Raw genomic sequence first — 23,424 nt, forward strand, 5'->3', positions numbered from 1 at the left:
GCTTCGCCCGCCCGAGGTTTGCCCGCTTCCGGCGCGGGCTAGGTTCGCGTCATGGCCTCTCCGCATGCCGCCCGTGTACATGCCGCCCGCGTCCTCGTCGCCTCCAACCGGGGGCCCGTCTCGTACACCCTCCGTGACGACGGCGAGCTGGAGGCCGCACGCGGTGGCGGCGGGCTCGTCTCCGGGCTCTCCGCGATCGAGGGCGACACCGACTCCCTCTGGGTGTGTGCCGCGCTCGGTGACGGTGACCGTGCGGCAGTCCGGCGCGGGTTCGGCGAGGACGGTGTGCGGATGCTCGACATCGACGCCGAGGTGCACGCCGCCGCGTACAACGGCATCGCCAACTCCGTGCTGTGGTTCGTCCACCACATGCTCTACCAGACGCCGCTGGAGCCCGTGTTCGACGTGGCGTTCCGGCGCCAGTGGGACGCGTACCGCACGTACAACCGCGCCTTCGCCGACGCGCTGGCCGCCGAGGCCGCCGACGGGGCCGCCGTGCTGGTGCAGGACTACCACCTGGCCCTGGTGCCCGGCATGCTGCGCGAGCTCCGGCCCGACCTGCGGATCTCGCACTTCTCGCACACCCCGTGGGCGCCGGTCGAGTACTTCCGGCTGCTGCCCGACGACATCGGTGCGGAGCTGCTGCACGGCATCCTGGGCGCCGACCGGGCGGGATTCCTGACCCGGCGCTGGGCCGACGCCTTCGTCGCCTGCTGCACGGCGGTCGTGGGCGGCACCGGGGACACCGCGGTCTCGGTGCACGGCCTCGGCGCCGACGCCGACTTCCTGCGGGAGCGGTCCCACCGGCCGGACGTGGACGAACGGATGACGGCGCTGCGCGAGCGGATCGGCGGCGGTGGTGGTGAGAGTGCGGGGGACCGGAAGACGATCGTCCGGGTGGACCGCACCGAGCTGTCGAAGAACATCGTGCGCGGGCTGCTCGCCTTCCGGGAACTGCTCGACGCCCGGCCCGAGTGGCGCGGCCGGGTGGTGCACATGGCGTTCGCGTACCCGTCCCGGCAGGACCTCGCGGTCTACCGCGACTACATGACCGAGGTGCGACGCGTCGCCGACGACATCAACTCCCGTTACGGGACGCCCGACTGGACCCCGGTCGCGCTCTACCTGAAGGACGACTTCGCGCGCTCGCTGGCCGCGTACCGGCTGGCGGACGTCGCGCTCGTCAACCCGATCCGCGACGGGATGAACCTGGTCGCGAAGGAGGTCCCGGTCGTCTCGGACCACGGGTGCGCCCTGGTGCTCTCCCGGGAGGCGGGGGCGTACGAGGAGCTGGGCGACGACGCGATCACCGTGAACCCGTACGACGTGAGCGCCACCGCCGACGCCCTGCACCGGGCGCTCACCATGCCGGACGCCGAACGCGCCGAGCGCACCGGCCGGCTGGCCGCCGCGGCGACCGCGCTGCCGCCGCAGCAGTGGTTCCTGGACCAGTTGAACGCGCTGACCTCGGGAGAGCAGGGCGGCGGCTGACCTCGGGAGAACGGACGGGCGACTGACCGCGCGCGCTCGGGCCGGGACTCGGCGAACGCTCATGGAACGCCCTGAAATGCCCTGCGGATCAAGCACGCGTCAAAGATCTCCGGCGCCCCGGCCGGTGCCCTCCGCGCGCGCTTAGCGTGGTGCCGAATGCACCCGAGACGTGGGCGAACAGCAGGAGTGACCGAAGAATGAGTTCCGCGTACGACAACCGACTCGCGGCGCTGATGGGCGAGTTCACCGAGCGCATGTCACTCGTCCGCGGCGCGCAGGAGTCACTCGAAGGGCAGTCCGTCACCGCCCGTTCCAAGGACCGGTCGGTGACGGTCGTGGGGGATGTCCGGGGCGGCATCCGGCAGATCACGTTCGACACCGACGACTTCCGCGACATGGCCCCCGCCGAGCTGGGCGCGCTCCTGGTGGGGACGATCGCCGAGGTCAGGCAGCAGGCCTCGGCGAAGGTGCGGGAGGCGTTCGCGCCCGTGGTGGCGGCGAGCGCGGGGCCGGAGGACCTGGCCGCGCTGGAGGAGCTGAAGCGGTCCCTGCGCGGGATGCCCGAGCAGAAGTGACCCCCTGAGGGGCTCGTGAGGGTCGTGACCGCAGTACTTCTCAGGGGCTCGTGACCGCGGTGCCCCTCAGGGGTTGAGGATCCGCGTGATGTCGTCGGCGGTGGGCACGGCCTCCGGCTGGTTGACGGTCGTCGTGCCGTCTCCCCAGTGGACCGTCTCGGTCCCGTCGGGTGCGGTCTCGATCCAGATGCCGTCGGGCCGGGTGACCGTCGTCGTACCGTCACCCCAGTGGACCGTCGCGGTCCCGTCGGCCGTGCTCTCCACCTTCGTACCGTCCGCCAGGGTGCTCGTGCTGGTGCCGTCGCCCCAGTGCACGGTCTCCGTACCGCCGGGCGCGCTGTCGACCCTGATCCCCTCCCCGAGATGGGTGGTGGTGCTGCCGTCGCCCCAGTGGACGGTCCCCGTCTCCCCGGGGGCCGCGCTCTCTCCCCGTACCCCGTCCGGCCAGGTGATCGTCGAACCGTCGGCGGTGGTGGTGATCCGGGCACCGTTCTCGTACGTCGTGACCGTGCCGCCCGCGGGACGGCCCCCGGAGCCGCCCGCGGGATCGCCCCCGAAGAGCTTGTCGCCCGCCTTCTGCCCGTAGTCGTCGAGGTACTTCCCCGGTGAGAGGGACCCGAAGTCGTGCGGGTTCAGGGTGCTCAGTCCCTTCCCCTTGATCCCGCCGAACGCCCCGTTCATCGCCCCGTACGTCACGTCGGAGCCCGGGGCGTTGCCCATCGCCGCGTCCTGGGCAGCCGCCTCCGCCGTACCGGACGCCGCTCCCCAGAGCGCGGCGAACGGTGCGCCGGCGCCGAACTTGGTGAGGTTGTTCCGGAATCCCTTGGGCGTCGACCCGTCGAAGAGCTTCGTGGGGAACGCGTCCCCGAGCAGCTTCCCGCCCCCCTTGGTCAGCCCCTTGCCGATCCCCTTGCCGAGGCCGCCCGTGCCGAAGCCCACGAGCGCGCCGACCGCGCCCGCGGTCGCCGCCTTGCCGACCTCGCCCCAGTCGATGCCGCCCGGCCGGTGGCCGCGGCGCATCTCGTCGAGCTGGGCGACCAGGTCCCAGCCCACCTGCTGGAGTTCGGAGTCCACCACGTGCGCGACGAGCCTGATGATCGCCTTGCGGATGAAGCGGACGATGACGGCACGGGTGAGTGCCATCTCCGCCGGGATGGCCGCCTCGCTGGCCCCGAAGGTGAAGAACGACATGGCCACGGCGATGGCGATCTCCACCGCCAGGGCCACCAGCATCCCGATGATCTCGATGCGCAGGGTCTCGATCTCCAGCGCCATCGCCTCCAGCGCCCCGGCGAGCGCCTCACAGGCATCGGCGATGGCCGGGAGGTACGGTTCCGCGCCCCGGGTGAGGTCGTCGGCGTACGCGTGGAATGCGGCCCCGGTCTGCCCGGTCACGCCCCGGTCGACCGCCGCCGACGCCGAGACCACCAGCGCCACGATGTCGTTGACCGCTGTCTCCGCGTCGCGCCAGCCGGTGGCCAGGTACCGCAGGTCGTCCGGGTTGCCCTCCGGCCAGTCGTTGCCGACCAGGATCTCCAGCAGGGTCTGCACGCCCGGGGGAACGGTGGTGGCCGCCATCTCTACTCCGCCTCGCCCTGTTCCCCGCCGAACGCGGTGTCCGCCAACGCGGAGGCATGGCCCTCCGCGCCCTCCAGCACCCCGTGCACGGCGCCGATGTCGTCCACCAGCTTCCGGAAGATGGCCTCCAGCGTGTCGATCGCCCCCTGGACGACGACTGCCGGACCGCTGCCGTCGTCCCCCGCGTAGTTCGCCTCGAAGGTCTTCCCCAGCGGGTCGGTCCCCCACGGCCGGTCCCCCAGCGCGGGGGCCGTGACCGTACGGTCCAGGGCGGCGGCGCAGTCGTGTGCGACGGCTCGGGCGTCGTCGAAAACGGCGCGGGCGTTCTTCAGTTCCCCGAGGTCGACGACGAGGACCCCCGACCAGTCGACGCTGTTGTCGTGGCTGTACCCACCGCCGACGGTGGAGTCCGGGGCGGTGAGCGACAGCGGGTTGTTGCGGTAGCCCCCGGTGGGTTCCGGGGAGTTCGTGGAGGAGACGGTAGGCATCGTCCCAGCCTGTGGCCCCGCCGCCGCCGCTGCCATCGGCCGCCCGGATCCTTGATGCGATCCTGGCGGGGGTCAGCGCGCCGCCAGGGCCGAGGCCAGTCCCCCCAGGAACCCCGCGAGCGCCTCCGGATCCGGCAGCAACAGATCGGCCCGCGCGGCCAGTTCGGGTACCTCGTCGCCCCCCACGCACACCAGCAGGCCCCGGACACCCTCCGTGCGGAGGCTCTCGACCGCGGCGTAGGCGGGCAGGTCCCCGAGGTCGTCACCGGCGTAGAGGACAACCCCGGCGCCCGTTCCCCGTACGTGCTCCGTCAGCGCCACGCCCTTGTCGACGCCGGGCGGGCGCAGCTCCAGGACCATCCGGCCCGGTTCGACGATCAGCCCGTGCCGGGCGGCGAGTCCGGCCAGCGGGGTGCGCAGGGCCGCGAAGGCCGCGGCCGGGTCGGCGGCGCGGCGGGTGTGGACCGCGACGGCCCGGCCGCCCTTCTCCTCGGTCCAAGCGCCGCGCGCGGCGGCCACCCCGTCGAGGAGGGCGGGAAGCTCCGCACGGGCCGCGGCGACGCCCGGGTGCGGGGCGGGGGCGTGGACCGTGGCGGTGACGGCGTCCCAGCGCTCGGCGCCGTAGTGGCCGAGGACCACCAGGCGCTCCAGGCCGGGTACGCCCGCGAAGCCGCCGTACCGGACGGCGAGGTCGGCCGGGCGGCCGGTGACCACGGCCACCGAGGCGACCCGTGGGGCGAGCGCGGCGAGCGCCGGGACGACGTCGGGGTGGGCGCGGGCCTGTTCGGGGTCGGGCACGATGTCGGCGAGCGTGCCGTCGAAGTCGAGGGCCACGACGGCCTTTTCGGGCCCGGCGAGGAGAGCCGCGAGGCCTTCGCGGCCGGCGTCGGTGGCGGGGGTCGGCAAGGGGTGCGGTGAGCTGCCCATGGGGGTGACCCTAGCCGGGCTCGGAGGAGCCCGTCAGCGGCGTTCTCGGCGCGCCGTACGTATCCGGCGGAGGCGGTTGATCGTCACCGGGTCGTGGGCCAGCGCGCCCTCGTCGTCCAGCAGGGCGTTGAGGAGCTGGTAGTAACGGACCGGCGAGATCCCCAGCCGCTCCCTGATGGCCCGCTCCTTGGCGCCGGTGCCGGGCCAGGGGTGGCGTTCCACGGCGAGTACGGCACGGTCGCGCTCGGAGAGCGCGGGGCCGTGCACGTCGTCGCCAGTCATATGAGCCAACGTACTGGGGAGCCCGGGGCCGGGGCTACCCGGTGCTCCTCCCCGGCAGCGGGACCGGGCTGCTCGGCGTTCGTACCCGGCAGCGGGCCGGGGCTACTCGGCGTTCTGCGCGGTCGACGCCTGGGTCTGGAGCTGGTTGAGGACGCTCACCGGATTGCCACCCGGCCGCACGGCCTTGCCGATCTCCTTCTTGACGTCGGTGCTCACCTGCGACCAGGACGTCTTGCCGACGGGCGGCAGCTGCGCGGTGGGCAGCTGGTCGAGGAAGGTCTTGAGGAACTTGTACTTCGGTTCGTCCGCCAGCATCCCGGACGCCGAGGTGGTGGACGGCAGCAGGTTGTACCTCTCGGTGAGGTCCAGGACGTTCTTGTCGCTGAAGACGTCGTTGAGGAACTTGCCTATCTCCTCGCGGTGGCCGTTCTGCTTGAAGCCCATGATCCAGTCGGCGACGCCCGTGGCCGACTTGGCCGGGCCGTTGATACCGGGCATCGAGACCATGCCGACCTTGACGCCCTTGGCGACGGCCTGCTGCACCAGCTGCGGGTGGCCGTTGAGCATGCCGACCTCGCCCTTGGTGAAGGCCGCGTACGCCTGCTTACGGCTGAATTCGGCGGGGGCCACCGGGCCGGTGAGATGGGCGCCGACGAGGTCGTTCTTCAGCCAGTTGAAGGTCTTGGCGTTCTCGGCCGAGTCGAGCGTGTACGTACCGACGCCGTCGGTGTAGCCGCCGTTCCCGCTGAGCATCCACTGCATGGTCTCGACCTGGGCCTCCTCCGGGCCGAGCGGCAGCGCGTACGGGTACTTCACCCCCTGCGCCTTGAGCACCTCGGCGTCGGCCTTGAGCTCGGCCCAGGTCTTCGGCGGCTTGATCCCGGCGTTCGCGAACATCTTCTCGTTGTAGAAGAGGAGCCGGGTCGAGGCGACGAACGGCAGGCCGTACTGCACCCGGTCCTGCTCGCCCGCGTCGGAGAGCGAGGAGAGGAAGTTGGACTGGACGGCGATGGAGAGCAGGTCGTCGGCGCTGTAGAGCTTGCCCGCAGCCGCGTAGTCGGAGTAGGAGCCGATCTGGGCGATGTCGGGGGCGTGGCCGGATTTGACCATCGCGGCGACCTTCGCGTCGACGACCGGCCAGGGGTAGACGGAGACGTCGACCTTGATGTGCGGGTTCTTGGCCTCGAAGGCGGCGGCCAGTTTGTCCCAGTACTGCTGGTTGCTCGGCCCGTCCGCCGGATCGTAGTTCGCGGCGACGACCTTCAGCATGACGTCGCCCGGTCCGCTGTCGGATCCGCATCCCGAGAGCACTGCTGTCATACCGAGTGCGGCAGCCGCCGCGGTAAGACCCAAAAAGCGCCGCTGCACAGCCCTTTACCACCCTTGTGTTCAGTTGGATCCCCTGCGACAGCCCACCGAGGGCCCCCATGTCATCCCGTCGCATCAAGACCGACCGGCAATTGGGGGGTGGGGAAGGAGCGTGGTCTGGTGCGTGCGGTCGCAAGGCGGAGGATTGAGGCATGGCGGAGCCATGGTGATTGACGACAACGCGGCGAGCGTGCGTGCCAGACCATGCGACGCCGCCCCCCAATTGCCGGTCGGTCTAAGCCGGATCTTCCCGTACGCCACCTGCGAGGTCTACAGCTGCCGGGTCTCGCTTCAGCAACACGAACCCCACGGGCCCCAGGCCCAGTTCAGCGGCGCGCGCCTCCGCCCACGCCCCGCCCACGCCCCGCCGGCACCCCGGCCCCGCCCCCTTCGCCGCCCTCGTCCACGCCCTCACCCGCCGTCCTCGCAGGCAGCCGCGTTTTGCCGGGACTTTGCCCGCACTTTGTATGGGCGCGCAACAATCCGGTACAGGTGGACTAGACCTTTTTCGGTTATCCGAGACACACTGTCCCTGTGACTGCACTCCCCCGGGGATCCACCCCCGGTTCCCCGGCCGAAAACCATGTCATCGCCCTCGACGTGGGCGGCACCGGCATGAAAGCCGCACTGGTCGGGGCCGACGGCTCCCTGCTCCACGAGGCGCGGCGGGCCACCAACAGAGAGCGCGGCCCCGAGGCCGTCGTCGAGTCGATCCTCGACTTCGCCGCCGAGCTGCGCGCGTACGGCGAGGAACACCTCGGCCGGACCGCGTCGGCGGCCGGTGTCGCCATCCCCGGCATCGTGGACGCCGAGAACGGCATCGCCGTCTACGCCTCCAACCTCGGCTGGCGCGACGTCCCGATGCGCGAACTGCTCAGCACCCGGCTGCACGGCATCCCGGTCGCCCTCGGCCACGACGTCCGCACCGGTGGCCTCGCCGAGGGCCGGATCGGGGCGGGCAAGGGCGCCGACCGGTTCCTCTTCATGCCGCTCGGCACCGGTATCGCGGGCGCCATCGGCATCGAGGGCTCCATCGAGGCGGGCGCCCACGGTTACGCGGGCGAGATCGGCCACATCATCGTCCGGCACGGCGGTGTCGCCTGCGGCTGCGGCCAGCGCGGCTGTCTGGAGCGGTACGCCTCCGCGTCCGCGGTCTCGCTGGCCTGGGCCGAGGCGTCCGGCGACCCGGAGGCCGACGCGGCCGACTGCGCCAAGGCCGTCGAGTCCGGCGACCCGAAGGCCGTCGCCGTCTGGCAGAACGCGGTGGACGCCCTCGCCGACGGCCTGGTCACCGCGCTCACCCTGCTCGACCCCCGCACCCTGATCATCGGCGGCGGTCTCGCCGAGGCCGGGGACACGCTGTTCGTCCCACTGAAGGCAGCGGTGGAGGAACGCCTGACGTTCCAGAAGCCGCCCCACATCGTCCCGGCGGCCCTCGGGGACACCGCCGGGTGCCTGGGCGCAGGGCTGCTCGCCTGGGATCTTCTCTCCACGGAGGTATCCGCCTGATGGCCGGAAGCGAAGCAAGCACAGTCCTCTCCGGAGCCCGGGTGGTGCTGCCGACCGGGACCGTCGAGAGCGGCCGGGTCATCGTGGAGGGTTCACGCATCGCGGGAAGCTCACCCGAGAGCGCGACCGTGCTCGACCTCACCGGCCACTGGGTGGTCCCCGGATTCGTCGACATGCACGTCCACGGCGGCGGCGGCGCGTCCTTCACGTCCGGCACCCAGGACGACGTGCTCAAGGGCATCGACACCCACCGGCAGCACGGCACCACGACGATGGTCGCCTCGACCGTCACCGGCGAGATGGACTTCCTCGCCGAGCGCGCCGCGCTGCTCTCCGAACTGGTCGAGCAGGGCGACCTGGCGGGCATCCACTTCGAGGGCCCGTTCATCTCCCCGTGCCGCAAGGGCGCCCACAGCGAGGCGCTGCTGCGCGACCCGGACCCGGCCGACGTCCGCAAGCTGATGGACGCGGCGCGCGGTACGGCCAAGATGTTCACCCTCGCCACCGAGATGACCGGCGGCATCGACTCCGTACGCCTCCTCAAGGAGAACGGGGTCATCGCGGCCATCGGCCACACCGACGCCACGTACGACCAGACCGTCGAGGCGATCGAGGCGGGTGCGAGCGTCGCCACCCACCTCTACAACGCGATGCCGGGCCTGGGCCACCGCGCCCCCGGCCCGATCGCCGCCCTCCTGGAGGACGAGCGGGTCACCGTCGAGCTGATCAACGACGGCACGCACCTGCACCCGGCCGCGCTGGAACTGGCGTACCGCTCGGCGGGCTCCGCACGGGTCGCCTTCATCACCGACGCGATGGACGCGGCGGGCTTCGGCGACGGGGTCTACCTGCTCGGCCCGCTGGAGGTCGAGGTGAAGGACGGCGTCGCCCGACTGGCGGGAGGCGGCTCGATCGCCGGTTCCACGCTCACCCTGGACACCGCTTTCCGGCGCGCGGTGACCGTCGACAAGCTCCCCGTGGAGGACGTCGTACGGTCCATCTCCGCCAACCCGGCGAAGCTGCTCGGCGTGTACGACAAGGTCGGTTCGCTGGAGCCCGGCAAGGACGCCGACCTGGTCGTCCTGGACGCGGACTTCGCGCTGGCCGGCGTGATGCGCAAGGGCAATTGGGTGGTTGAGCCGAAATAGTCCGTTAAGCGGCGGCATTGATGCACGATCGAAGCGGAAGCGGTAGGTCCACACACTGTGCCTGCCGCTTCCGCTTTGGCATGATCGATCAAGTGCTTCTGACCGTCACCCTGAACACCGCGCTCGACATCACCTACCACGTCCCCGCGCTGATACCGCACGCCAGTCACCGAGTCGAATCGGTCACCGAGCGTGCGGGCGGCAAGGGCCTGAACGTGGCCCGGGTGCTCTCCGCGCTCGGCCACGACACGGTCGTGACCGGCTTCGCCGGCGGCACGACGGGCGAGGTGCTGCGTGAGCTGCTCGCCGATCTGCCGCCCACCGACGCGCTCGTCCCGGTCGCCGGGACCACCCGGCGCACCATCGCGGTCGTCGACGCCGCGTCCGGCGACACCACCCAGCTGAACGAGCCGGGCCCGTCCGTCTCGGCCGCCGAGTGGGACACCTTCCTCTCCTCGTACGGGAAGCTGCTGGCCGACGCCGAGGCGGTGGCCCTCTGCGGCAGCCTGCCGCCGGGCGTCCCGGTCGGCGCGTACGCCCAGCTGGTCAAGCAGGCCCGCGGCGCGGGCGTCCCGGTGCTCCTCGACACCAGCGGCGAACCGCTGCGCCGGGGCATCGCCGCCCGCCCCGACCTGGTCAAGCCGAACGCCGACGAACTGGCCCAGCTGACCGGTTCCCGCGAACCCCTGCGCGCCACCCGCGACGCCCGCCGCCGCGGCGCGCACACGGTGGTCGCCTCACTGGGCGCCGAGGGCATGCTGGCCGCCACCCCGGACGGCAACTGGCAGGCCCTGCCGCCCGCCCGCTTCCAGGGCAACCCGACGGGCGCGGGCGACTCCGCGGTCGCCGGACTGCTGTCGGGCCTGGTGGAAGACCTCCCGTGGCCGGAGCGGCTGGCCCGCGCGGTCGCCCTGTCGGCGGCGACGGTACTGGCGCCCGCGGCGGGCGAGTTCGACCGGGACGCGTACGAGGACCTGCTCCCGCAGGTCGAGGTCGTCGCGTCACCGGCCGGGGCCTGAGCCCGCGCGCCCGAGGGCGACGCACCCTTGAGCCCGCAACGCCCGAGGGGCGCCGCGGCGGCCGGTGTCCGGCTGCTGCGACGCCCCTCGGGCACGCGATACGCGATCGGCAGGTGCAGGTCCTGCGGTCCTACACCGGCTTGATCTGGAGCCAGTCGAGGATGGCGTTGCACTGATTGCCGTCCTCGCAGGAGAGCTTGATGGTGTTCTCGCCCTGCTTGAGCGTGACCGGCGCCCAGGTGGTCTGCCAGTTCTTCGCCCAGTCGGGATCGCTGCCGTTGATGAAGTTCTTCAGCCCCAGCGGCGAGCCGTTGACCTTGTCGTTCACCGTCAGCGTGGCGTTGGCGTCCTGGGCCGGGATGGCGTAGCGCACGGACAGCTTGTAATCACCGGCCTTCTCGACGTTGGCCTGCCAGGTGACCGACGCGCCCACGTTGTTGAAGCCGTTGATGTACGAACCGTCCGGACCCTGCGCGCCCTTGACCGTCTTGTCGGTGATGGCACCGCCGTCGAGCTTCAGGGTCGCCGCGTCCTGCTTCGGCAGGTCCGCCGCCTTCGAGGGCGGGGGCGAAGCTTTATCGCTGGGCGCGACCGACTCGGAGGACGTCTGACCGCTGCCGGTGCCGCCCGCCTTGGCGTCCTTGTTCTTGTCGTCCCCGTTGGTCACCAGGGCCGCACCGATGCCGATGACGACGACCGCGACCACCGCGACCGCGCCGATCAGCAACCCCTTGTGGTTGGGGCCGCCACCGCGTCCGCCGCCGTTGTTCTGCGGGGGCCGTTGGGGCGGAGGGCCGCCGGGGTACGTCTCGGGCGCGGCGTACTGCGGGGCCGGCTGACCGTACTGCTGCTGCGGGGGCTGGCCGTACTGCGGGTTCTGGCCGTACCCCTGCTGCGGCTGACCGTAGGCCTGCTGCGGCGCCTGCTGCTGTCCGTACTGACGCTCGCCGACCGCACGCACCTGGTTGTACGACGTCCGAGGCACCCCGGGCTGACCGCCGGACGTCGGACCCGGGTAGCCGTATCCGCCGCCACCGGGCGGCGGGACGGCACCTGCCGCCTGGCCGTCCTCGTACAGATAACCGAACGGATCGTCGTCCTCGGGCGTGCTCGCGCCGTTGTTGCCGGCCGTCATCCCTAAGTACTCCTCACACATCGCTGACGCGGGCGAGCCTACCCCGTACGGATGAACGGTTCGGTCGGCCGCCGGGCCGGGCCCCGGTGCGGGCACCCGGCGGGGTTTCGCCTACCCCGCCCGCCGGTGCACCTTCGAACGCGACCGCTTCTCCACGTACATCCGCTGGTCGGCGGAGCGCAGCACCTCTTCGACGGTCATCCCGCAGCTGGCCCAGCCGATACCGAAACTGGCCCCCACCCGGACGGCCCGGCCGTCGACCCGGATCGGCGGAATGATCGCGTTCCGCAGCCGGACGGCCAGGTCCGCCGCGTCCGCCGCACCGAGGCCGTCCGCCAGCACGACGAACTCGTCGCCGCCGAGCCTGGCCACCGTGTCCCCGTCCCGCACGCCCGAGGTCAGCCGGCGGGCCACCTCGATGAGCACCGCGTCGCCGGTGTGGTGGCCGAACCGGTCGTTGATCGACTTGAAACCGTCGAGGTCGCAGAAGAGCACCGCGAGGCCCTTCGTACCGTCGTCGGCCTCCGCCTCGCCGCCGGGCTCCGCGTCGGCCCCGGTCGGGGCGACGGTGTGCACGTGGTCGTGGAACCCGGCCCCCGCCTGCGCACTCCCGAACTCGAAGGCGCCCACCCCGTACTGCCGGTCCAGGCCCGCGCCGCCCTGTTCGTACCCGGCACCGCCCTGTTCGTACGCCGCGTCGAGCGCCTCGATCGCCGTCTCCCGCACCGCGTCCGGCCGGGCGCAGAGCCGGGCGCTGAGCCGGGCGCGCAGCTCGGCGCTGTTGGGCAGCCCGGTGAGCGAGTCGTGGGAGGCGCGGTGGGCGAGGGCGAGTTCGTGGCGCTTGCGCTCCTCGACGTCCTCGACGTGGGTGAGCAGGAAGCGGGGGCCGTCGGCGGTGTCCGCGACGACGGAGTTGCGCAGCGAGACCCAGATGTACGAGGTGTCGCGCCGCCGCAGCCGCAGCTCGGCCCTGCCCCCCTCGGCGGACGTACGGAGCAGGGTGCCGACGTCCTCGGGGTGGACCAGATCGGCGAAGGAGTAGCGGCGCATCGCGGAGGCGGGCCGCCCGAGCAGCCGGCAGAGCGCGTCGTTGGCGCGCAGCAGCCGCCCGTGCTGGTCACCGCCCATCTCGGCGATGGCCATCCCGCTCGGCGCGTACTCGAACGCCTGCCGGAAGGATTCCTCACTGGCGCGCAGGGCCTGCTGCTCGCGCTCCAGCCGGACCAGGGCGCGCTGCATATTGGCGCGCAGCCGGGCGTTGGAGATCGCGATGGCGGCCTGGAACGCGTACATCTGGAGCGCTTCCTGGCCCCAGGCGCCGGGGTGGCGGCCGTTGCGCGGACGGTCGACGGATATGACGCCTAGCAGCTCGCCGCCGGACGCGTCGGTCGCGTACATCGGCGCGAAGAGCCGGTCGGAGGGGTGCCACTCGTCCTCGAAGCGCGGCTCGGGGCCGTCGTTGTACACCTGCGGCACGTCGTCGCTGTCGAGGACCCAGCCCTCGGTGTACGGGATGAAACGGAGGTCGCCCCAGGCCTCGCCCATCGAGAGCCTGCGCTCCCAGGACGCGCGCGGGCCGACCCGTCCGGTCATCAGGGCGGCGGCGGAGTCGTCCCCGGCGAACGCGGCGACCATGAGGTCACCGTCGGGCCGTACGAGATTGACGCAGGCCAGTTCGTAACCGAGCCCGGCCACGATGCCGTCGGCCACGGTCTGCAAGGTGTCCGCGAGGCTGCGGGCCTGGTTGAGGTTGGCGACCGCTTGATGCAGCTGCCGCAGGGCCGCAAGACGGACGTACGGCTCCGACTCGGTCTCCATCGCTCGCTCCCCCCGAGACCTCGACAGCAACTCCAGGGTTCTTATCGGCGCTCTTGGTGCAGTGGTCTCAGCCACTGAATCACAGCGAGCTGTGCCGCAGGTACACAGGGTCAACAATTTGTGTCCGTCGTGACTCAAGTCACATCAGGGGATGAAGGGTTGAACGCGACAGCAGGTGGGAAGCGACAGTCGCTTCTTGAACGCGCGCAGGATTCTTGCGCGCGGTGGCCGCACGGGGTTGGTGCGCGCGCGAGGTCCTAGGACCAGGCTGGTCCTCCGGTCCGATGCGGAAGCTTGGCTTCCACGGCTAGCGTTCTTGATGTGTTCCAGACGATCCCCACCCCGCGTACCGAGCCCGTCCCCCACCCCGAGGGCGCGAGCCCCCATCCTGAGGGCGTGAGCAACGACGACTTCCGTGCCGCCATGTCCCGACTGACCGCCGGAGTGGTGCTGGTGACGGCCCACGACGCGGACGGCGGTCCGCACGGCGAGGACGTCGGTATGACGGCGACCGCGTTCATGTCGGTGTCCCTCGACCCGCCCCTGGCGATGGTGAGCCTGCGCAACGGCTCCCGGATGGACGACCTGCTCGCCGAACAGCCCCGCTGGGCGGCCTCCCTGCTGGCCGAGAGCCAGCGGCACATCGCGGGCCGGTTCGCGATGAAGGGCCGCATCAGCGACCGGCTGCTGTTCCAGGACATCCCGTTCACCCGCGGCGAGGCGTCGGGGGCGCCGGTGGTGGGCGGCGCACTGGCGACGATGGAGTGCGTGACCGAGCAGCGGGTGGTCGCGGGGGACCACACCCTGGTGATCGGCCGGGTCCTCACGGTCGGGCTGCCGAGCGCGGAGGGCGCACCGCTGGCGTACTTCCGGGGACGCTACCGGCGCCTGGACTGATCTGCCCCGCACCTCTCCCCTATCTGTCCCGTACGCGCGGAGTGTGGTGCGACGGAGCCGTGGTGTGATGACGCCGTTGCTGTCATGACCCCATGGTGTGATGGCGCCGTGAGCCGCGCTTCGGAAGAGACCAACCGCCGCATGCTGCGGGCCCGGGACGCAATGGACCGCGCCTACGCGCAGCCCCTGGACGTACCGGCGCTGGCCCGGATCGCCCATGTGTCGCAGGCCCACTTCGCGCGCACCTTCCGGGCCACGTTCGGCGAGACGCCGCACCGCTACCTCCAGCGGCGCCGGGTGGAGCGGGCGATGTTCCTGCTGCGGGAGACCGACCGCAGCGTGACGGACATCTGCTTCGAGGTCGGCTTCGGCAGCCCGGGGACCTTCAGCCGCACGTTCCGCGACATCGTGGGCCGGTCGCCGAGGACGTACCGCAAGGAGACGCCGGCCGTGGGTGTGCCGACGTGCTTCGCGATGGCGTGGATGCGGCCGAGCGGCTGACCGCGGCCCCGGCCGCGCTTCCCGTACGGTCCGGGCCGACCACCCCGTACCGGCCTCCCCGTACCGACCACCCCGTACCGACCTCCCGTACCGACCTCCCCGCACCGACTGCCGACCGCCGCAGCCGACTGAGCAGTTTTGGATAAGTTTCCGCGCGGCTCCCCCCGTAGCGTGATGCACATGTTCAACGCCATCACGCACTCGCAGATATACGTCCTCGACCAGGACCAGGCCCTCGACTTCTACGTCGGCAAGCTCGGTCTGGAAGTCACCGCCGATGTCGACATGGGCTTCATGCGCTGGCTCGCCGTCAGCGTGCCCGGTCACCCCGAGCGTCAGATCCTGCTGGAGAAGCCGGGCGCCCCGGCGATGTCCGAGGAGACCGCGGAGCAGGTCCGCGAATTGGTGACCAAGGGAGCCATGGGCGGCTGGCTGATCTTCACCACGGAGGACTGCCGCAAGACGTACGAGACGCTGCTGAGCCAGGGCGTCGAGTTCACCGAGGAGCCCACGGAACGCCCGTACGGCACGGACTGCGGCCTTCGCGACCCCTTCGGCAACCGCATCCGCTTCACCCAGCCGAAGGCCTGAGGCGCGCCGGGCGGTCGAGCGCCCGGGGGATCCGGGGAGGGGCTGTGCAGGGCAGGGGGCGTCACTCCCAGCCCCGCCCGGTCCTCCCCCGCTTCGTGTCACTGCGCTGCTTCTTGTTCCGCAGCCGCCGCTCATTGATGCCGCGCGGAATCTTCGTCGCCCGCCGCGGCTTCGGCGGCGGCGCGGTCGCCTCCGCGAGCAGCGAGGCGAGCCGGACGGCGGCCATCTCCCGGTTACGCCACTGGGAACGGTGCTCCGACGCCCGTACGGTGACGACGCCACCCACCAGCCGTGAGGCCAGCCGCTCCAGGGCACGCTCCTTCCACACCGGTGGCAGCGCCTCCGTGTTCGCGAGGTCGAAGCGGAGCTCGACCTGCGTATCACTGGTGTTGACGTGCTGGCCGCCGGGTCCCGAGGAGCGCGAGAAGCGCCACATGAGTTCGGCCTCCGGCAGGGAGACGGAACCACGGACGACGTAAGGACCGGACATGTGTCCATGGTCGCTGGTCCGGACGGCCCGCGTCACCCGCATTTCCGGCCGGGCCGCGCGGGGAGGGCAAAGAAAGTAAAGAGAGTTGGAACCTCTCGGTCCTCTGCCGACGTTATGTCGGGTGACGGTAGCGTCGTGAACCACACGGAGCCCGTGCACCAAACGGAAAGGGACATCCCCATGGCTGTAAGCCTGTCCAAGGGCGGCAACGTCTCCCTCACCAAGGAGGCCCCGGGCCTGACCGCCGTCACGGTGGGCCTCGGCTGGGACGTCCGTACGACCACCGGCACCGACTTCGACCTCGACGCCTCGGCCATCGCGGTGAACGGCGAGGGCAAGGTCTACTCCGACGGCCACTTCGTCTTCTTCAACAACAAGGCGACCCCGGACCAGACCATCGTCCACACCGGCGACAACGTCACGGGCCAGGGCGAGGGCGACGACGAGCAGATCAAGGTCAACCTGGCCGGTCTGCCCGCCGACATCGAGAAGATCGTCTTCCCGGTCTCGATCTACGACGCGGAGAACCGCTCGCAGAACTTCGGCCAGGTGCGGAACGCCTTCATCCGCATCATCAACCAGGCGGGCGACGCCGAGATCGCCCGCTACGACCTGAGCGAGGACGCCGCCACCGAGACCGCCATGGTCTTCGGCGAGCTCTACCGCAACGGCGCGGAGTGGAAGTTCCGCGCGGTCGGCCAGGGCTACGCCTCGGGCCTCGTCGGCATCGCCCAGGACTTCGGCGTCAGCGTCTGACACCCACGCCTGCCACGACCTGACCGAGCCCCCGGCTTTTCCCGCCGGGGGCTCGGTGCGTACCGGTGACTCCTGCCGCCTACCGACGCCTACCGACTCAGGCGGCGAACTCGCCACCCTTGACGGCTGCCACGAACGAGGACCAGCCACTCGTCGGGAAGAGCAGAGCGGGGCCGTGCGGGTCCTTCGAGTCACGGACGGGGACGGCGGCGGGAAAACCGTCGACAACCTCGACACAGCTGCCCTGGTCGGCACCGCTGTGGCTGGACTTCCGCCATCCGCTCAGTGCGGAGGCGCGGGGAATGTGGCGCTCAATTGTCATGGTCTCCGTATTCCTTCGCTGTAGCCCTCAGAAGGGCCAGTGTCTCCTGCGTCGGCAAGGCGTCGCCTAGCGCGAGATCGTATGTGGCCTGATATCGCTGGACCAGGGAGGGGGAGTCATGAACCTTCCCCGTGAACAGGCCCTCCACGTAGGCCACCGGCGGCTGGTCCTCGAACCACATGAGCGCGAGCATGCTCTGCAAGAGCATGTAACCCCCCATACCGAACGGCATCACGTGCACGCGGATGCGGTCGCTCTCGACCAAGTCAGCGATATGCGTGAGCTGTTCAGCCATGACACTCGGTCCGCCGAAGGGACGCCGGATGACTGCCTCGTCAAGAAGCGCCCACAGCACGGGGGTCACCGTGCCGGCGAGGACATCGGCCCGCTCCAGTCGCGTGACGACAGCCCTGTCACGCTCCGCATCACTCAGCGGGGGGTAGCTGGTACGCAGGACGGCTTGCGCATACGCCTCGGTCTGCAGCAGCCCAGGAACAAACGACGGGGCGAACTCCCGGATGACGGTCGCCTGTTGCTCCAGCTGTCGGGCGGCCTCGAAGTGATCGGCAACCGCCCGCTCGTCCCCGCTCGGCAGGAAATTCAACAACACGTTCCCCGTGTTCAGCGCCAGGTCCAGCCGCTTCGCATCCTCCTTGCAGGGAATGCGTCGCCCCGCCTCGATGTGCGAGATGTGCGAACGAGTCATGACGGCCGCATCGGCCAGCGCCTGCTGGGTCAGCCCAGCCGCTTCGCGTTGCTGCTTGACCCAGTCACCGTAAGCATTGGCCATGACGTAACTCCCCTTCGAGACCGCCGACTTGTCACCTTTGACCTACTAGTCAGGTTACGCGCCGTCACTGAATCCTGGTCCCGGACAGTGAAATCGCCGTCCGAATGACGACGGACCCACGCAAGATCTCCGCAGCCGCTCGAAGGCGACCCGGGGGCACGGCCAACCTGAAGGAACAGGTCGACTTGGACCAAGACATCGCCCACACCGTCACCGTGGAGGTGTCCGCATGATCAGCCACACACACGTACCGCGACTGCTGCCGTGGACGGGGCCGGCCGGCAAACCCGCCTACCTCCTCGGCGGCGGCGCCGGCCGCATCTCCCGCATCGCGGACACCATCGAGCGTAACCAGCTCGGCATGGCGGACGATCTCCTCGACGACGCGGCGGAAGCACTGGCCGACCGTACGGCGCCCCGGGACCAACTCCGCTCCATGCGCGGCCTGATGACGCAGTCACTCACCGACGTACACCGCATCGCGGAAAGCCGCGGGGCACGCCTGCCCGCACCGGCCTACGAAGAGAAGCCGTGAACCGTAGAGGAATACCGAGTGACCGGCCAGACCCTTGAGCCAGCCCATCGCCGCGGGCACCAACGCCCCGGAGAAGCCCATCCTGGAACCCACCGGCAACAACACCCCCGGGGTGCTCTCCAGATCACCTTCACACCGCAACCTCAAATCCAGCTCAAATCAAACATATTTGCTAGCGAGGAACTGAGGGTGGATGCCTATGATCACACCGCTGAATTCAATCCGTGACTGGGGGTCACGCACCGTGCCCAGTGCCGGAGTGTTGAAAACGGAGGGGAAAATGAACAAGTATCGCAAGATGGCTGTAGCAGCCCTGGGAGCTGGAGTCATCACCGTGTTGGGGATTGGACCAGCTCTGGCTGAGGGGGGCTTCAACAGTTCGATCGGGGGTTGGCTGCCGGGCAAGGAGTCACGCCACTGGAAGGACAACAATGCTGACGGCGTCTCGACGAGCATCAAGTTCTCCGGCTGCTCACTGACCAACGGCGGCACCAGCGGAACCTTCAAGTACGCCACACTCCAGCTGAAGAAGGAGCGGGCGAAACTTCCGGACCCGGTCGTGGCCCGGAATAACAACTACTGCGGCACCTCCAGCTTCGGTGACGTAGCGTCCGGCTCGTACTACTTCAACTACTCGGGTCTCAACGGCACCGACCAGACCAGCTGGCACCTCAGTGTCTCCAGCGTGGTTGTCAAGTACTGACTCTGGCCCACCAGCATTGTGCCCGGCTCTGCATGTGAGCAGGCCGGGCACACTGCCCGTACCTACATCGTTCCGACTGACCACCTGGACGTGCTGTGCCGCTTCGCTTCGCCGATTGCTCCTTCGCGTATCGCGCGGGAGTCCCCGTTCTCGATCATTTGACGCTGGAGTTCCCTTCAGGATGCAGCGTGCTACTCGGCCCCAACGGAGCCGGAAAATCAACTCTGTTGTCCCTGGGAGCATCTGTTCAGTACCCGGCCACCGGCCGTGTCCAGCTGGGCAACCTGATCAGCACCGATAGAAAACACCGCAGGGCATTCCGTCAGAAGGTGGGGTGGCTGCCACAGCAGATCAAGCCCGTGCCATCCCTGACCGTGCGAGAACAGGCCGCGTACGCAGGCTGGCTGAAGGGCCTGTCGAAGTCCGAAGCGTGGGAACGATCGGTCGGAGCTCTGGAGCAGGTACGCCTCACGGAACTGGCGAAACGGCGCAGTCACGAGCTGTCCGGCGGGCAACTGCGACGCTTGGGAATCGCACAGGCCCTGATCCACGAGGCCGACGTCGTACTGCTTGATGAGCCCACTGCCGGACTCGACCCCGTACAGCGGGGAGTCTTCCGGGACCTGCTGGCTGAACTGTCCGGCTCCGTCAGCTTCGTGGTGTCCACTCACCAAACCGAGGATCTGGCGGACGTGTACGACACGGTCGTGGTCCTGGACCGGGGACAGGCCGTGTTTCAAGGCACTGTTGGCGAGTTCTTCGCCAGAGCTCCCGAAGGAATGGCAATCGAGCGGCGCGCTGAGAGCGCGTACCGCGCCATGGTCCGTGGGGAGGTCTGAACCATGCGGATCACTACACTGTTGCGATCGGGCCCGGCTGCCTGGATTGCCCTTGTCCTCGTTCCCGTTCTGTTCTGGTTCGGCGCACAGAACACCGACTCCGTGATCGCGTACTGGGAGTCGGCGACCACTCAGTCCCTGATCGTCCTCGGCTTCGTGAGTGCGGCCTGTGGCGCGTGCGCCGCTTGGGAGGCAGCAAGGATCCACCGAGCAGGCGTGGACGGCTGGGCGCCGGCGCGCAACCCTCTCCAGGTCGCTTGGATGCATCTCGCCCCGGTCGCAGCACTGGGGCTGTTGGGACTGCTCGCTTCCCTCGCGGCGATCTCCACATCCGCTGTAGGGGCACCTGGATTCCCCAGCCTGGGGGTACTGGTCACCGCCTACGCCGTGGTCGTTTCCCACATCGCACTCGGCTGGCTCATCGGTCCGCTGATGCCACGCATGCTGGGTGCGGCGTCCATGCTGATCTTCGGGTATCTCTGGGGCTTCTGGCCTGCGGCCCTGGGGGAAGTGCCGTGGTTGCGGCACTTGAACGGCCAGGGCATCGTCGAGTGTTGCGGTCTTGACCAGACCGCCTCCGTGCGCAGCATGGCTGCCACGATCACCTTCTCCGCCGGACTGTTGGCCGCTGCTCTCCTGGCCACCGCTTTCGGGACAAAGCAACGACGGCATCGTATCTATGTGATCTCTGCCGTGGTCCTGGGAACTGCTGGAGCGGTAGGGCTCGCGGTGCCACTTGAGTTCCAAGGAACGCAAGCACGGAATCAGAATCTCCTGAAGTGCGCCGGCACCCAACCCGTGGTGTGCGTATGGCCCGAGCAGTACGACCGCCGGAAAGAGATCACGCGTTGGGCGAAGGATGCCGGTCAGCGCGTGCACAGCGTGGGTGTTTCCACTGCGGCACGAATTGAATTCGGCCAGCCCCAGCCCAGTGAGGCCAGCATTCGGGCAACTGTGGCCACAAGTGTCCTGCCCACAGCTCCTCCTGCATGTGCGATGCGCCCCCGGGCCGAGTATCCGGGAGATGCTGCCCACACCGCGATCTACGCGTGGCTCGCGCTGACGGGCGGCGAGACCAAGGCCGACCTGGTGCAACATTGGGTGAGCGACGCTGTCGACCTGGCTGAGGAGGTGCGGAAGTTGCGCCCTGCACAGCAACACGCCTGGTACGAGCGGAACATGCGATCCGTCCTGGACTGCGCGGTGGATCCTGACCTCAACCCTGCTTCCTTCCGAGGCCCGTTGGCGGGGAACTCGTGATCTGGTGGCTGCGCGCCCATATGGTGCACACGTACGCGGCTACCTTGCTGGCCAGTTTCGCGGTAGCACCCCTACTGGCTGGTTCCGCACTGCCCATCCCCTCCCTTCTCGGCGGTCTGGGAACCGGCATCCCCATTCCTCTGGCCCTACCGGTAGTACCGGCGTGCGTACTCCTGCACGCACTGAGCAGGACGCCATGGGATTCGGATGCTGTGGCTGTCCGCCCCGTCGCGGCCTACCGGACCAGCGCGGTCGCCGGAACTGCTCTGGTTGCTCTCGTTCTTGGGCTGGTCGAGATGTGGTGGCTCGACTTCGACCTGGCACCGGGAGTCGCACGCAACCTGGTCGGATACATCGGTGTGGGTCTCATCGTGCAGTACTTCTTCGGCCCCCGGTACGGTCCGCTGGCAGTGGCCATGGTTCCCGTGGGCTGTGCCCTCATCGGCATGGGCCCGGGAGGAAGACCCTATCCGTGGGCCTGGCCACTGCACGGGAGCACATCGGCCCTCTCAGCGATCGCAGCAGTGTGCCTCTTCGCTGTCGCGGCCGTCCTGAGCATGAGGTCCACCGGAGAGGCGCGACCACGCGGACGTGATTCCGAACTCTGACCCCACCAGCTGAATTTCTTACTCGACCTGACCGAGCGAGACTGCCACCTGGAATCTGCCCCGGCGGGGCCCCCAGGTAACGGCCGGTCTACGGCTCCGCCGGTTTGTCCTTGCCGTACAGCCACGTGGCCCAGATCCCGCTCAGGTCCTTGCCGGTCTTCTTCTCGGCGTACGCGGTGAAGTCCGACGTCGAGACGTTGCCGTAGCGGTGGTCCTTCGCCCAGCCCCGCACCATCGCGAAGAACGCGTCGTCGCCGACCGTCCGGCGGATCCGGTCGAGGACCATCGCGCCCCGGCCGTAGACCGGCGAGGCGGAGATGTCCTTCGGGCCCGGCGGATCCGCAGGCGGGAAGGCCCAGTTGGCGGCTTCCTGGTAGGCGTCGTCGAAGTGGTCCTCGACGCTCTTGCCGCCGTGGTCCTCGTCCCACATCCACGCCGCGTACGTCGCGAAGCCCTCGTTCAGCCACATGTCCCGCCAGGACTCCGGGGTGACCGAGTCGCCGAACCACTGGTGGGACAGTTCGTGGACGAGCGTCGAGAGGCTGGCCTGGTCGCCGGGGAGCACCGGGCGGGTCTGGGTCTCCAGCGAGTAACCGGCGGACTTCTCGGGGGCGATGATCACGCCCGTCGAATCGAAGGGGTACGGGCCGAACTTCTTGCTCTCCCAGGCGACGATCTCCGGCACCCGGGCCACGACCGAGGCGGTCTTCTCCTCCTCGTCCGGGTCGACCGCCGTGAAGACCGGCAGCCCCGAAGGTGCCTTGTAGGAGTGGGTCTTGTACGGGCCGATCGCCACGGTCGCCAGATAGGTCGCCATCGGTTCGGCGCAGTGCCAGTGGAAGGTGGTGCGGCCGGCGGTGGTCCGCTGCGAGGTCAACTCGCCGTTGGAGACGGCCTGGAGGCCTTCCGGGACGGTGACCGTGATGTCGTACGTCGCCTTGTCCGACGGGTGGTCGTTGCCCGGGAACCAGGCCATCGAGCCGACCGGCTCACCGAGTGCGAGCGCGCCGCCGCCGTTGGGCAGCCAGCCCTCCTGCGAGGAGTCCGGGTCGGTGAGGGTCTCCGGCTCGCCCGAGTAGCGGACGACGGTACGGAAGGTCGCGCCCCGGTCGAGGTCGTGGTGCGGGCGGAGCGTCAACTCGCTGCCCGCCCGGTTCGCGGGGGCGTACGCGCCGTCGACGGTCGCGCCGTCCACCTTCATCCCCGTGAAGTCCAGGTTGAACGCCGAGAGGTCCTCGTTGGCGCGGGCCGTGATGTCGGCGGTGCCCCGGAGCCGGTCGGTGTCCGGGTCGTAGTCGAGGGTGAGGCCGTAGTGCTGGACGTCGTAGCCGCCGTTGCCGACCCGGGGGAAGTACGGGTCGTGCAGCGCGTCGCCACCGGGTCTGCCGTGCACACCCGCGCTGCACGCCGCGAGCAGGGACAGGACAGCGGTCAGCGCGGCGGGCGCGGCGGTACGGCGTCTGTACTGGTCCACGTCCGCGATCCTATGAGCGGGACTCCCTGCCCGTGCCGCCGAGGGCGTGAGCCGTCCGGCTCGTGTTCCGTTCCCGTACGCCGGACGGGCCCGGGCGCCCGGCCCACGGGGAGGGCCGGAGGGGAGGGCCGGAGGGGAGGGCCGGAGGGGACGGCCGGGGGGCACCGCCGGGCGGGCCGTGTACGGACGGAACGTGACCGGGCCCGCGTCGGCCACGGGACGGAGTGCGACCGGGCGGTTGCGCCCCGCCGGACGGGGCGCAACCGGGTGGGGCGCATCCGGACGAGTACGCTCCGCCGGACGGGACGGCCTCTCAGCCG

The 23,424-nt window shown here is 70.0% G+C and carries 24 protein-coding genes; 13 read left to right on the forward strand and 11 right to left on the reverse strand.

Annotation, left to right across the window (positions count from 1 at the left end; all coding sequences use genetic code 11):
• The first annotated feature begins 51 nt into the window (after nucleotides 1-51).
• Together OG709_RS15935 and OG709_RS15940 are read left to right on the forward strand one after the other, a co-directional pair.
• Entirely contained in the window at nucleotides 52-1,491 is a 1,440-nt protein-coding gene (locus tag OG709_RS15935; protein WP_329166607.1) for an alpha,alpha-trehalose-phosphate synthase (UDP-forming), read from the forward strand.
• 197 nt (nucleotides 1,492-1,688) lie between these two features.
• On the forward strand, nucleotides 1,689-2,066 hold the full coding sequence (locus tag OG709_RS15940) for a YbaB/EbfC family nucleoid-associated protein (protein WP_250301056.1): 378 nt from the start codon (nucleotides 1,689-1,691) through the stop codon (nucleotides 2,064-2,066).
• Between the two features lie 66 nt (nucleotides 2,067-2,132).
• On the opposite strand, the gene OG709_RS15945 is transcribed toward OG709_RS15940, so the two are convergent.
• From OG709_RS15945 to OG709_RS15965, 5 genes are all read right to left on the reverse strand, one after another.
• Nucleotides 2,133-3,644 carry a WXG100-like domain-containing protein gene (locus OG709_RS15945; RefSeq protein ID WP_329166608.1) on the reverse strand — a complete coding sequence of 504 codons (1,512 nt, stop codon included), beginning with the start codon at nucleotides 3,642-3,644 and terminating at the stop codon, nucleotides 2,133-2,135.
• A 2-nt stretch (nucleotides 3,645-3,646) separates the two neighbouring features.
• On the reverse strand, nucleotides 3,647-4,132 hold the full coding sequence (locus OG709_RS15950; protein WP_250301054.1) for a hypothetical protein: 486 nt from the start codon (nucleotides 4,130-4,132) through the stop codon (nucleotides 3,647-3,649).
• A gap of 72 nt (nucleotides 4,133-4,204) precedes the next feature.
• Nucleotides 4,205-5,059: a trehalose-phosphatase gene (otsB, locus tag OG709_RS15955; RefSeq protein WP_250301053.1), complete on the reverse strand. Its 855-nt coding sequence runs from the start codon at nucleotides 5,057-5,059 to the stop codon at nucleotides 4,205-4,207.
• Nucleotides 5,060-5,092: 33 nt separating this feature from the next.
• The gene (locus OG709_RS15960) at nucleotides 5,093-5,341 is read right to left on the reverse strand and encodes a DUF3263 domain-containing protein (RefSeq protein WP_250301052.1); all 249 of its coding nucleotides are present in this window, start codon (nucleotides 5,339-5,341) and stop codon (nucleotides 5,093-5,095) included.
• Between the two features lie 102 nt (nucleotides 5,342-5,443).
• On the reverse strand, nucleotides 5,444-6,661 hold the full coding sequence (locus OG709_RS15965; RefSeq protein WP_329166611.1) for an ABC transporter substrate-binding protein: 1,218 nt from the start codon (nucleotides 6,659-6,661) through the stop codon (nucleotides 5,444-5,446).
• 582 nt (nucleotides 6,662-7,243) lie between these two features.
• On the opposite strand from OG709_RS15965, the gene OG709_RS15970 reads away from it, so the two are divergent.
• The 3 genes from OG709_RS15970 to OG709_RS15980 all read left to right on the forward strand — a co-directional run bounded on the left by OG709_RS15970 (nucleotide 7,244) and on the right by OG709_RS15980 (nucleotide 10,385).
• Nucleotides 7,244-8,218, forward strand: a complete 975-nt coding sequence (locus tag OG709_RS15970) for an ROK family protein (RefSeq protein ID WP_266642308.1) — start codon at nucleotides 7,244-7,246, stop codon at nucleotides 8,216-8,218.
• The gene (gene nagA, locus OG709_RS15975) at nucleotides 8,218-9,366 is read left to right on the forward strand and encodes an N-acetylglucosamine-6-phosphate deacetylase (protein WP_250301050.1); all 1,149 of its coding nucleotides are present in this window, start codon (nucleotides 8,218-8,220) and stop codon (nucleotides 9,364-9,366) included. Before OG709_RS15970 ends, nagA begins: the two co-directional genes overlap by 1 nt.
• A gap of 92 nt (nucleotides 9,367-9,458) precedes the next feature.
• Entirely contained in the window at nucleotides 9,459-10,385 is a 927-nt protein-coding gene (locus tag OG709_RS15980; RefSeq protein WP_266642307.1) for a 1-phosphofructokinase family hexose kinase, read from the forward strand.
• Nucleotides 10,386-10,515: 130 nt separating this feature from the next.
• Here the strand turns inward: OG709_RS15980 and OG709_RS15985 are convergent, their stop codons facing one another.
• Both OG709_RS15985 and cdgB read right to left on the reverse strand, forming a co-directional pair.
• The gene (locus OG709_RS15985) at nucleotides 10,516-11,520 is read right to left on the reverse strand and encodes a CBM35 domain-containing protein (protein WP_250301048.1); all 1,005 of its coding nucleotides are present in this window, start codon (nucleotides 11,518-11,520) and stop codon (nucleotides 10,516-10,518) included.
• Nucleotides 11,521-11,631: 111 nt separating this feature from the next.
• Nucleotides 11,632-13,338, reverse strand: coding sequence for a diguanylate cyclase CdgB (cdgB, locus tag OG709_RS15990; protein ID WP_250301047.1), 1,707 nt, complete (start codon nucleotides 13,336-13,338; stop codon nucleotides 11,632-11,634).
• 321 nt (nucleotides 13,339-13,659) lie between these two features.
• Here cdgB and OG709_RS15995 point away from each other — a divergent pair, with 321 nt between their 5' ends.
• The 3 genes from OG709_RS15995 to OG709_RS16005 all read left to right on the forward strand — a co-directional run bounded on the left by OG709_RS15995 (nucleotide 13,660) and on the right by OG709_RS16005 (nucleotide 15,327).
• Nucleotides 13,660-14,235 (forward strand): flavin reductase family protein, encoded by a 576-nt coding sequence (locus tag OG709_RS15995; protein WP_374211270.1) that lies wholly within the window; start codon nucleotides 13,660-13,662, stop codon nucleotides 14,233-14,235.
• Nucleotides 14,236-14,343: 108 nt separating this feature from the next.
• Complete coding sequence (locus tag OG709_RS16000) at nucleotides 14,344-14,736, forward strand: helix-turn-helix domain-containing protein (RefSeq protein WP_266642301.1); 393 nt, start codon at nucleotides 14,344-14,346, stop codon at nucleotides 14,734-14,736.
• A gap of 180 nt (nucleotides 14,737-14,916) precedes the next feature.
• A complete protein-coding gene (locus tag OG709_RS16005; protein ID WP_250301045.1) occupies nucleotides 14,917-15,327 on the forward strand; it encodes a VOC family protein in 411 nt (136 codons plus the stop codon).
• A gap of 61 nt (nucleotides 15,328-15,388) precedes the next feature.
• On the opposite strand, the gene arfB is transcribed toward OG709_RS16005, so the two are convergent.
• On the reverse strand, nucleotides 15,389-15,817 hold the full coding sequence (gene arfB, locus OG709_RS16010) for an alternative ribosome rescue aminoacyl-tRNA hydrolase ArfB (RefSeq protein WP_250301044.1): 429 nt from the start codon (nucleotides 15,815-15,817) through the stop codon (nucleotides 15,389-15,391).
• 180 nt (nucleotides 15,818-15,997) lie between these two features.
• Here arfB and OG709_RS16015 point away from each other — a divergent pair, with 180 nt between their 5' ends.
• Complete coding sequence (locus OG709_RS16015) at nucleotides 15,998-16,573, forward strand: TerD family protein (protein WP_250301043.1); 576 nt, start codon at nucleotides 15,998-16,000, stop codon at nucleotides 16,571-16,573.
• A gap of 97 nt (nucleotides 16,574-16,670) precedes the next feature.
• Here OG709_RS16015 and OG709_RS16020 read toward each other — a convergent pair whose 3' ends face one another.
• Entirely contained in the window at nucleotides 16,671-16,895 is a 225-nt protein-coding gene (locus OG709_RS16020) for a DUF397 domain-containing protein (RefSeq protein WP_266642297.1), read from the reverse strand.
• Entirely contained in the window at nucleotides 16,885-17,685 is an 801-nt protein-coding gene (locus OG709_RS16025) for a helix-turn-helix domain-containing protein (RefSeq protein ID WP_266642295.1), read from the reverse strand. Before OG709_RS16025 ends, OG709_RS16020 begins: the two co-directional genes overlap by 11 nt.
• 229 nt (nucleotides 17,686-17,914) lie before the next feature.
• Between OG709_RS16025 and OG709_RS16030 the strand changes: the two genes are divergently transcribed.
• The 4 genes from OG709_RS16030 (at nucleotide 17,915) to OG709_RS16045 (ending at nucleotide 21,022) form a co-directional block, all read left to right on the forward strand.
• A complete protein-coding gene (locus OG709_RS16030) occupies nucleotides 17,915-18,220 on the forward strand; it encodes a hypothetical protein (RefSeq protein WP_329166616.1) in 306 nt (101 codons plus the stop codon).
• 280 nt (nucleotides 18,221-18,500) lie between these two features.
• Nucleotides 18,501-18,923 (forward strand): hypothetical protein, encoded by a 423-nt coding sequence (locus OG709_RS16035; RefSeq protein WP_329166618.1) that lies wholly within the window; start codon nucleotides 18,501-18,503, stop codon nucleotides 18,921-18,923.
• Between the two features lie 95 nt (nucleotides 18,924-19,018).
• Nucleotides 19,019-19,762 carry an ATP-binding cassette domain-containing protein gene (locus tag OG709_RS16040; RefSeq protein ID WP_250301038.1) on the forward strand — a complete coding sequence of 248 codons (744 nt, stop codon included), beginning with the start codon at nucleotides 19,019-19,021 and terminating at the stop codon, nucleotides 19,760-19,762.
• 3 nt (nucleotides 19,763-19,765) lie between these two features.
• Nucleotides 19,766-21,022, forward strand: a complete 1,257-nt coding sequence (locus OG709_RS16045) for a DUF7224 domain-containing protein (protein WP_250301037.1) — start codon at nucleotides 19,766-19,768, stop codon at nucleotides 21,020-21,022.
• 696 nt (nucleotides 21,023-21,718) lie between these two features.
• On the opposite strand, the gene OG709_RS16050 is transcribed toward OG709_RS16045, so the two are convergent.
• A complete protein-coding gene (locus tag OG709_RS16050) occupies nucleotides 21,719-23,104 on the reverse strand; it encodes a M1 family metallopeptidase (protein WP_250301035.1) in 1,386 nt (461 codons plus the stop codon).
• Nucleotides 23,105-23,424 lie beyond the last annotated feature (320 nt).

The sequence above is a fragment of the Streptomyces sp. NBC_01267 genome, assembly GCF_036241575.1.
In the GTDB taxonomy this organism is placed as follows: Bacteria; Actinomycetota; Actinomycetes; order Streptomycetales; family Streptomycetaceae; genus Streptomyces.

What these genes read in the sequence shown, in the direction of transcription:
- nagA (WP_250301050.1), top strand. Translation starts at nt 8,218, where the DNA reads ATGGCCGGAAGCGAAGCAAGCACAGTCCTCTCCGGAGCCCGGGTGGTG.
- OG709_RS16025 (WP_266642295.1), bottom strand. Translation starts at nt 17,685, where the DNA reads ATGGCCAATGCTTACGGTGACTGGGTCAAGCAGCAACGCGAAGCGGCT.
- OG709_RS16045 (WP_250301037.1), top strand. Translation starts at nt 19,766, where the DNA reads ATGCGGATCACTACACTGTTGCGATCGGGCCCGGCTGCCTGGATTGCC.
- OG709_RS15950 (WP_250301054.1), bottom strand. Translation starts at nt 4,132, where the DNA reads ATGCCTACCGTCTCCTCCACGAACTCCCCGGAACCCACCGGGGGCTAC.
- cdgB (WP_250301047.1), bottom strand. Translation starts at nt 13,338, where the DNA reads ATGGAGACCGAGTCGGAGCCGTACGTCCGTCTTGCGGCCCTGCGGCAG.
- OG709_RS15985 (WP_250301048.1), bottom strand. Translation starts at nt 11,520, where the DNA reads ATGACGGCCGGCAACAACGGCGCGAGCACGCCCGAGGACGACGATCCG.
- OG709_RS15935 (WP_329166607.1), top strand. Translation starts at nt 52, where the DNA reads ATGGCCTCTCCGCATGCCGCCCGTGTACATGCCGCCCGCGTCCTCGTC.
- OG709_RS15960 (WP_250301052.1), bottom strand. Translation starts at nt 5,341, where the DNA reads ATGACTGGCGACGACGTGCACGGCCCCGCGCTCTCCGAGCGCGACCGT.
- OG709_RS15940 (WP_250301056.1), top strand. Translation starts at nt 1,689, where the DNA reads ATGAGTTCCGCGTACGACAACCGACTCGCGGCGCTGATGGGCGAGTTC.
- arfB (WP_250301044.1), bottom strand. Translation starts at nt 15,817, where the DNA reads ATGTCCGGTCCTTACGTCGTCCGTGGTTCCGTCTCCCTGCCGGAGGCC.
- OG709_RS15965 (WP_329166611.1), bottom strand. Translation starts at nt 6,661, where the DNA reads ATGACAGCAGTGCTCTCGGGATGCGGATCCGACAGCGGACCGGGCGAC.
- OG709_RS16005 (WP_250301045.1), top strand. Translation starts at nt 14,917, where the DNA reads ATGTTCAACGCCATCACGCACTCGCAGATATACGTCCTCGACCAGGAC.
- OG709_RS16020 (WP_266642297.1), bottom strand. Translation starts at nt 16,895, where the DNA reads ATGACAATTGAGCGCCACATTCCCCGCGCCTCCGCACTGAGCGGATGG.
- otsB (WP_250301053.1), bottom strand. Translation starts at nt 5,059, where the DNA reads ATGGGCAGCTCACCGCACCCCTTGCCGACCCCCGCCACCGACGCCGGC.
- OG709_RS15945 (WP_329166608.1), bottom strand. Translation starts at nt 3,644, where the DNA reads ATGGCGGCCACCACCGTTCCCCCGGGCGTGCAGACCCTGCTGGAGATC.
- OG709_RS16030 (WP_329166616.1), top strand. Translation starts at nt 17,915, where the DNA reads ATGATCAGCCACACACACGTACCGCGACTGCTGCCGTGGACGGGGCCG.
- OG709_RS16015 (WP_250301043.1), top strand. Translation starts at nt 15,998, where the DNA reads ATGGCTGTAAGCCTGTCCAAGGGCGGCAACGTCTCCCTCACCAAGGAG.
- OG709_RS16035 (WP_329166618.1), top strand. Translation starts at nt 18,501, where the DNA reads ATGAACAAGTATCGCAAGATGGCTGTAGCAGCCCTGGGAGCTGGAGTC.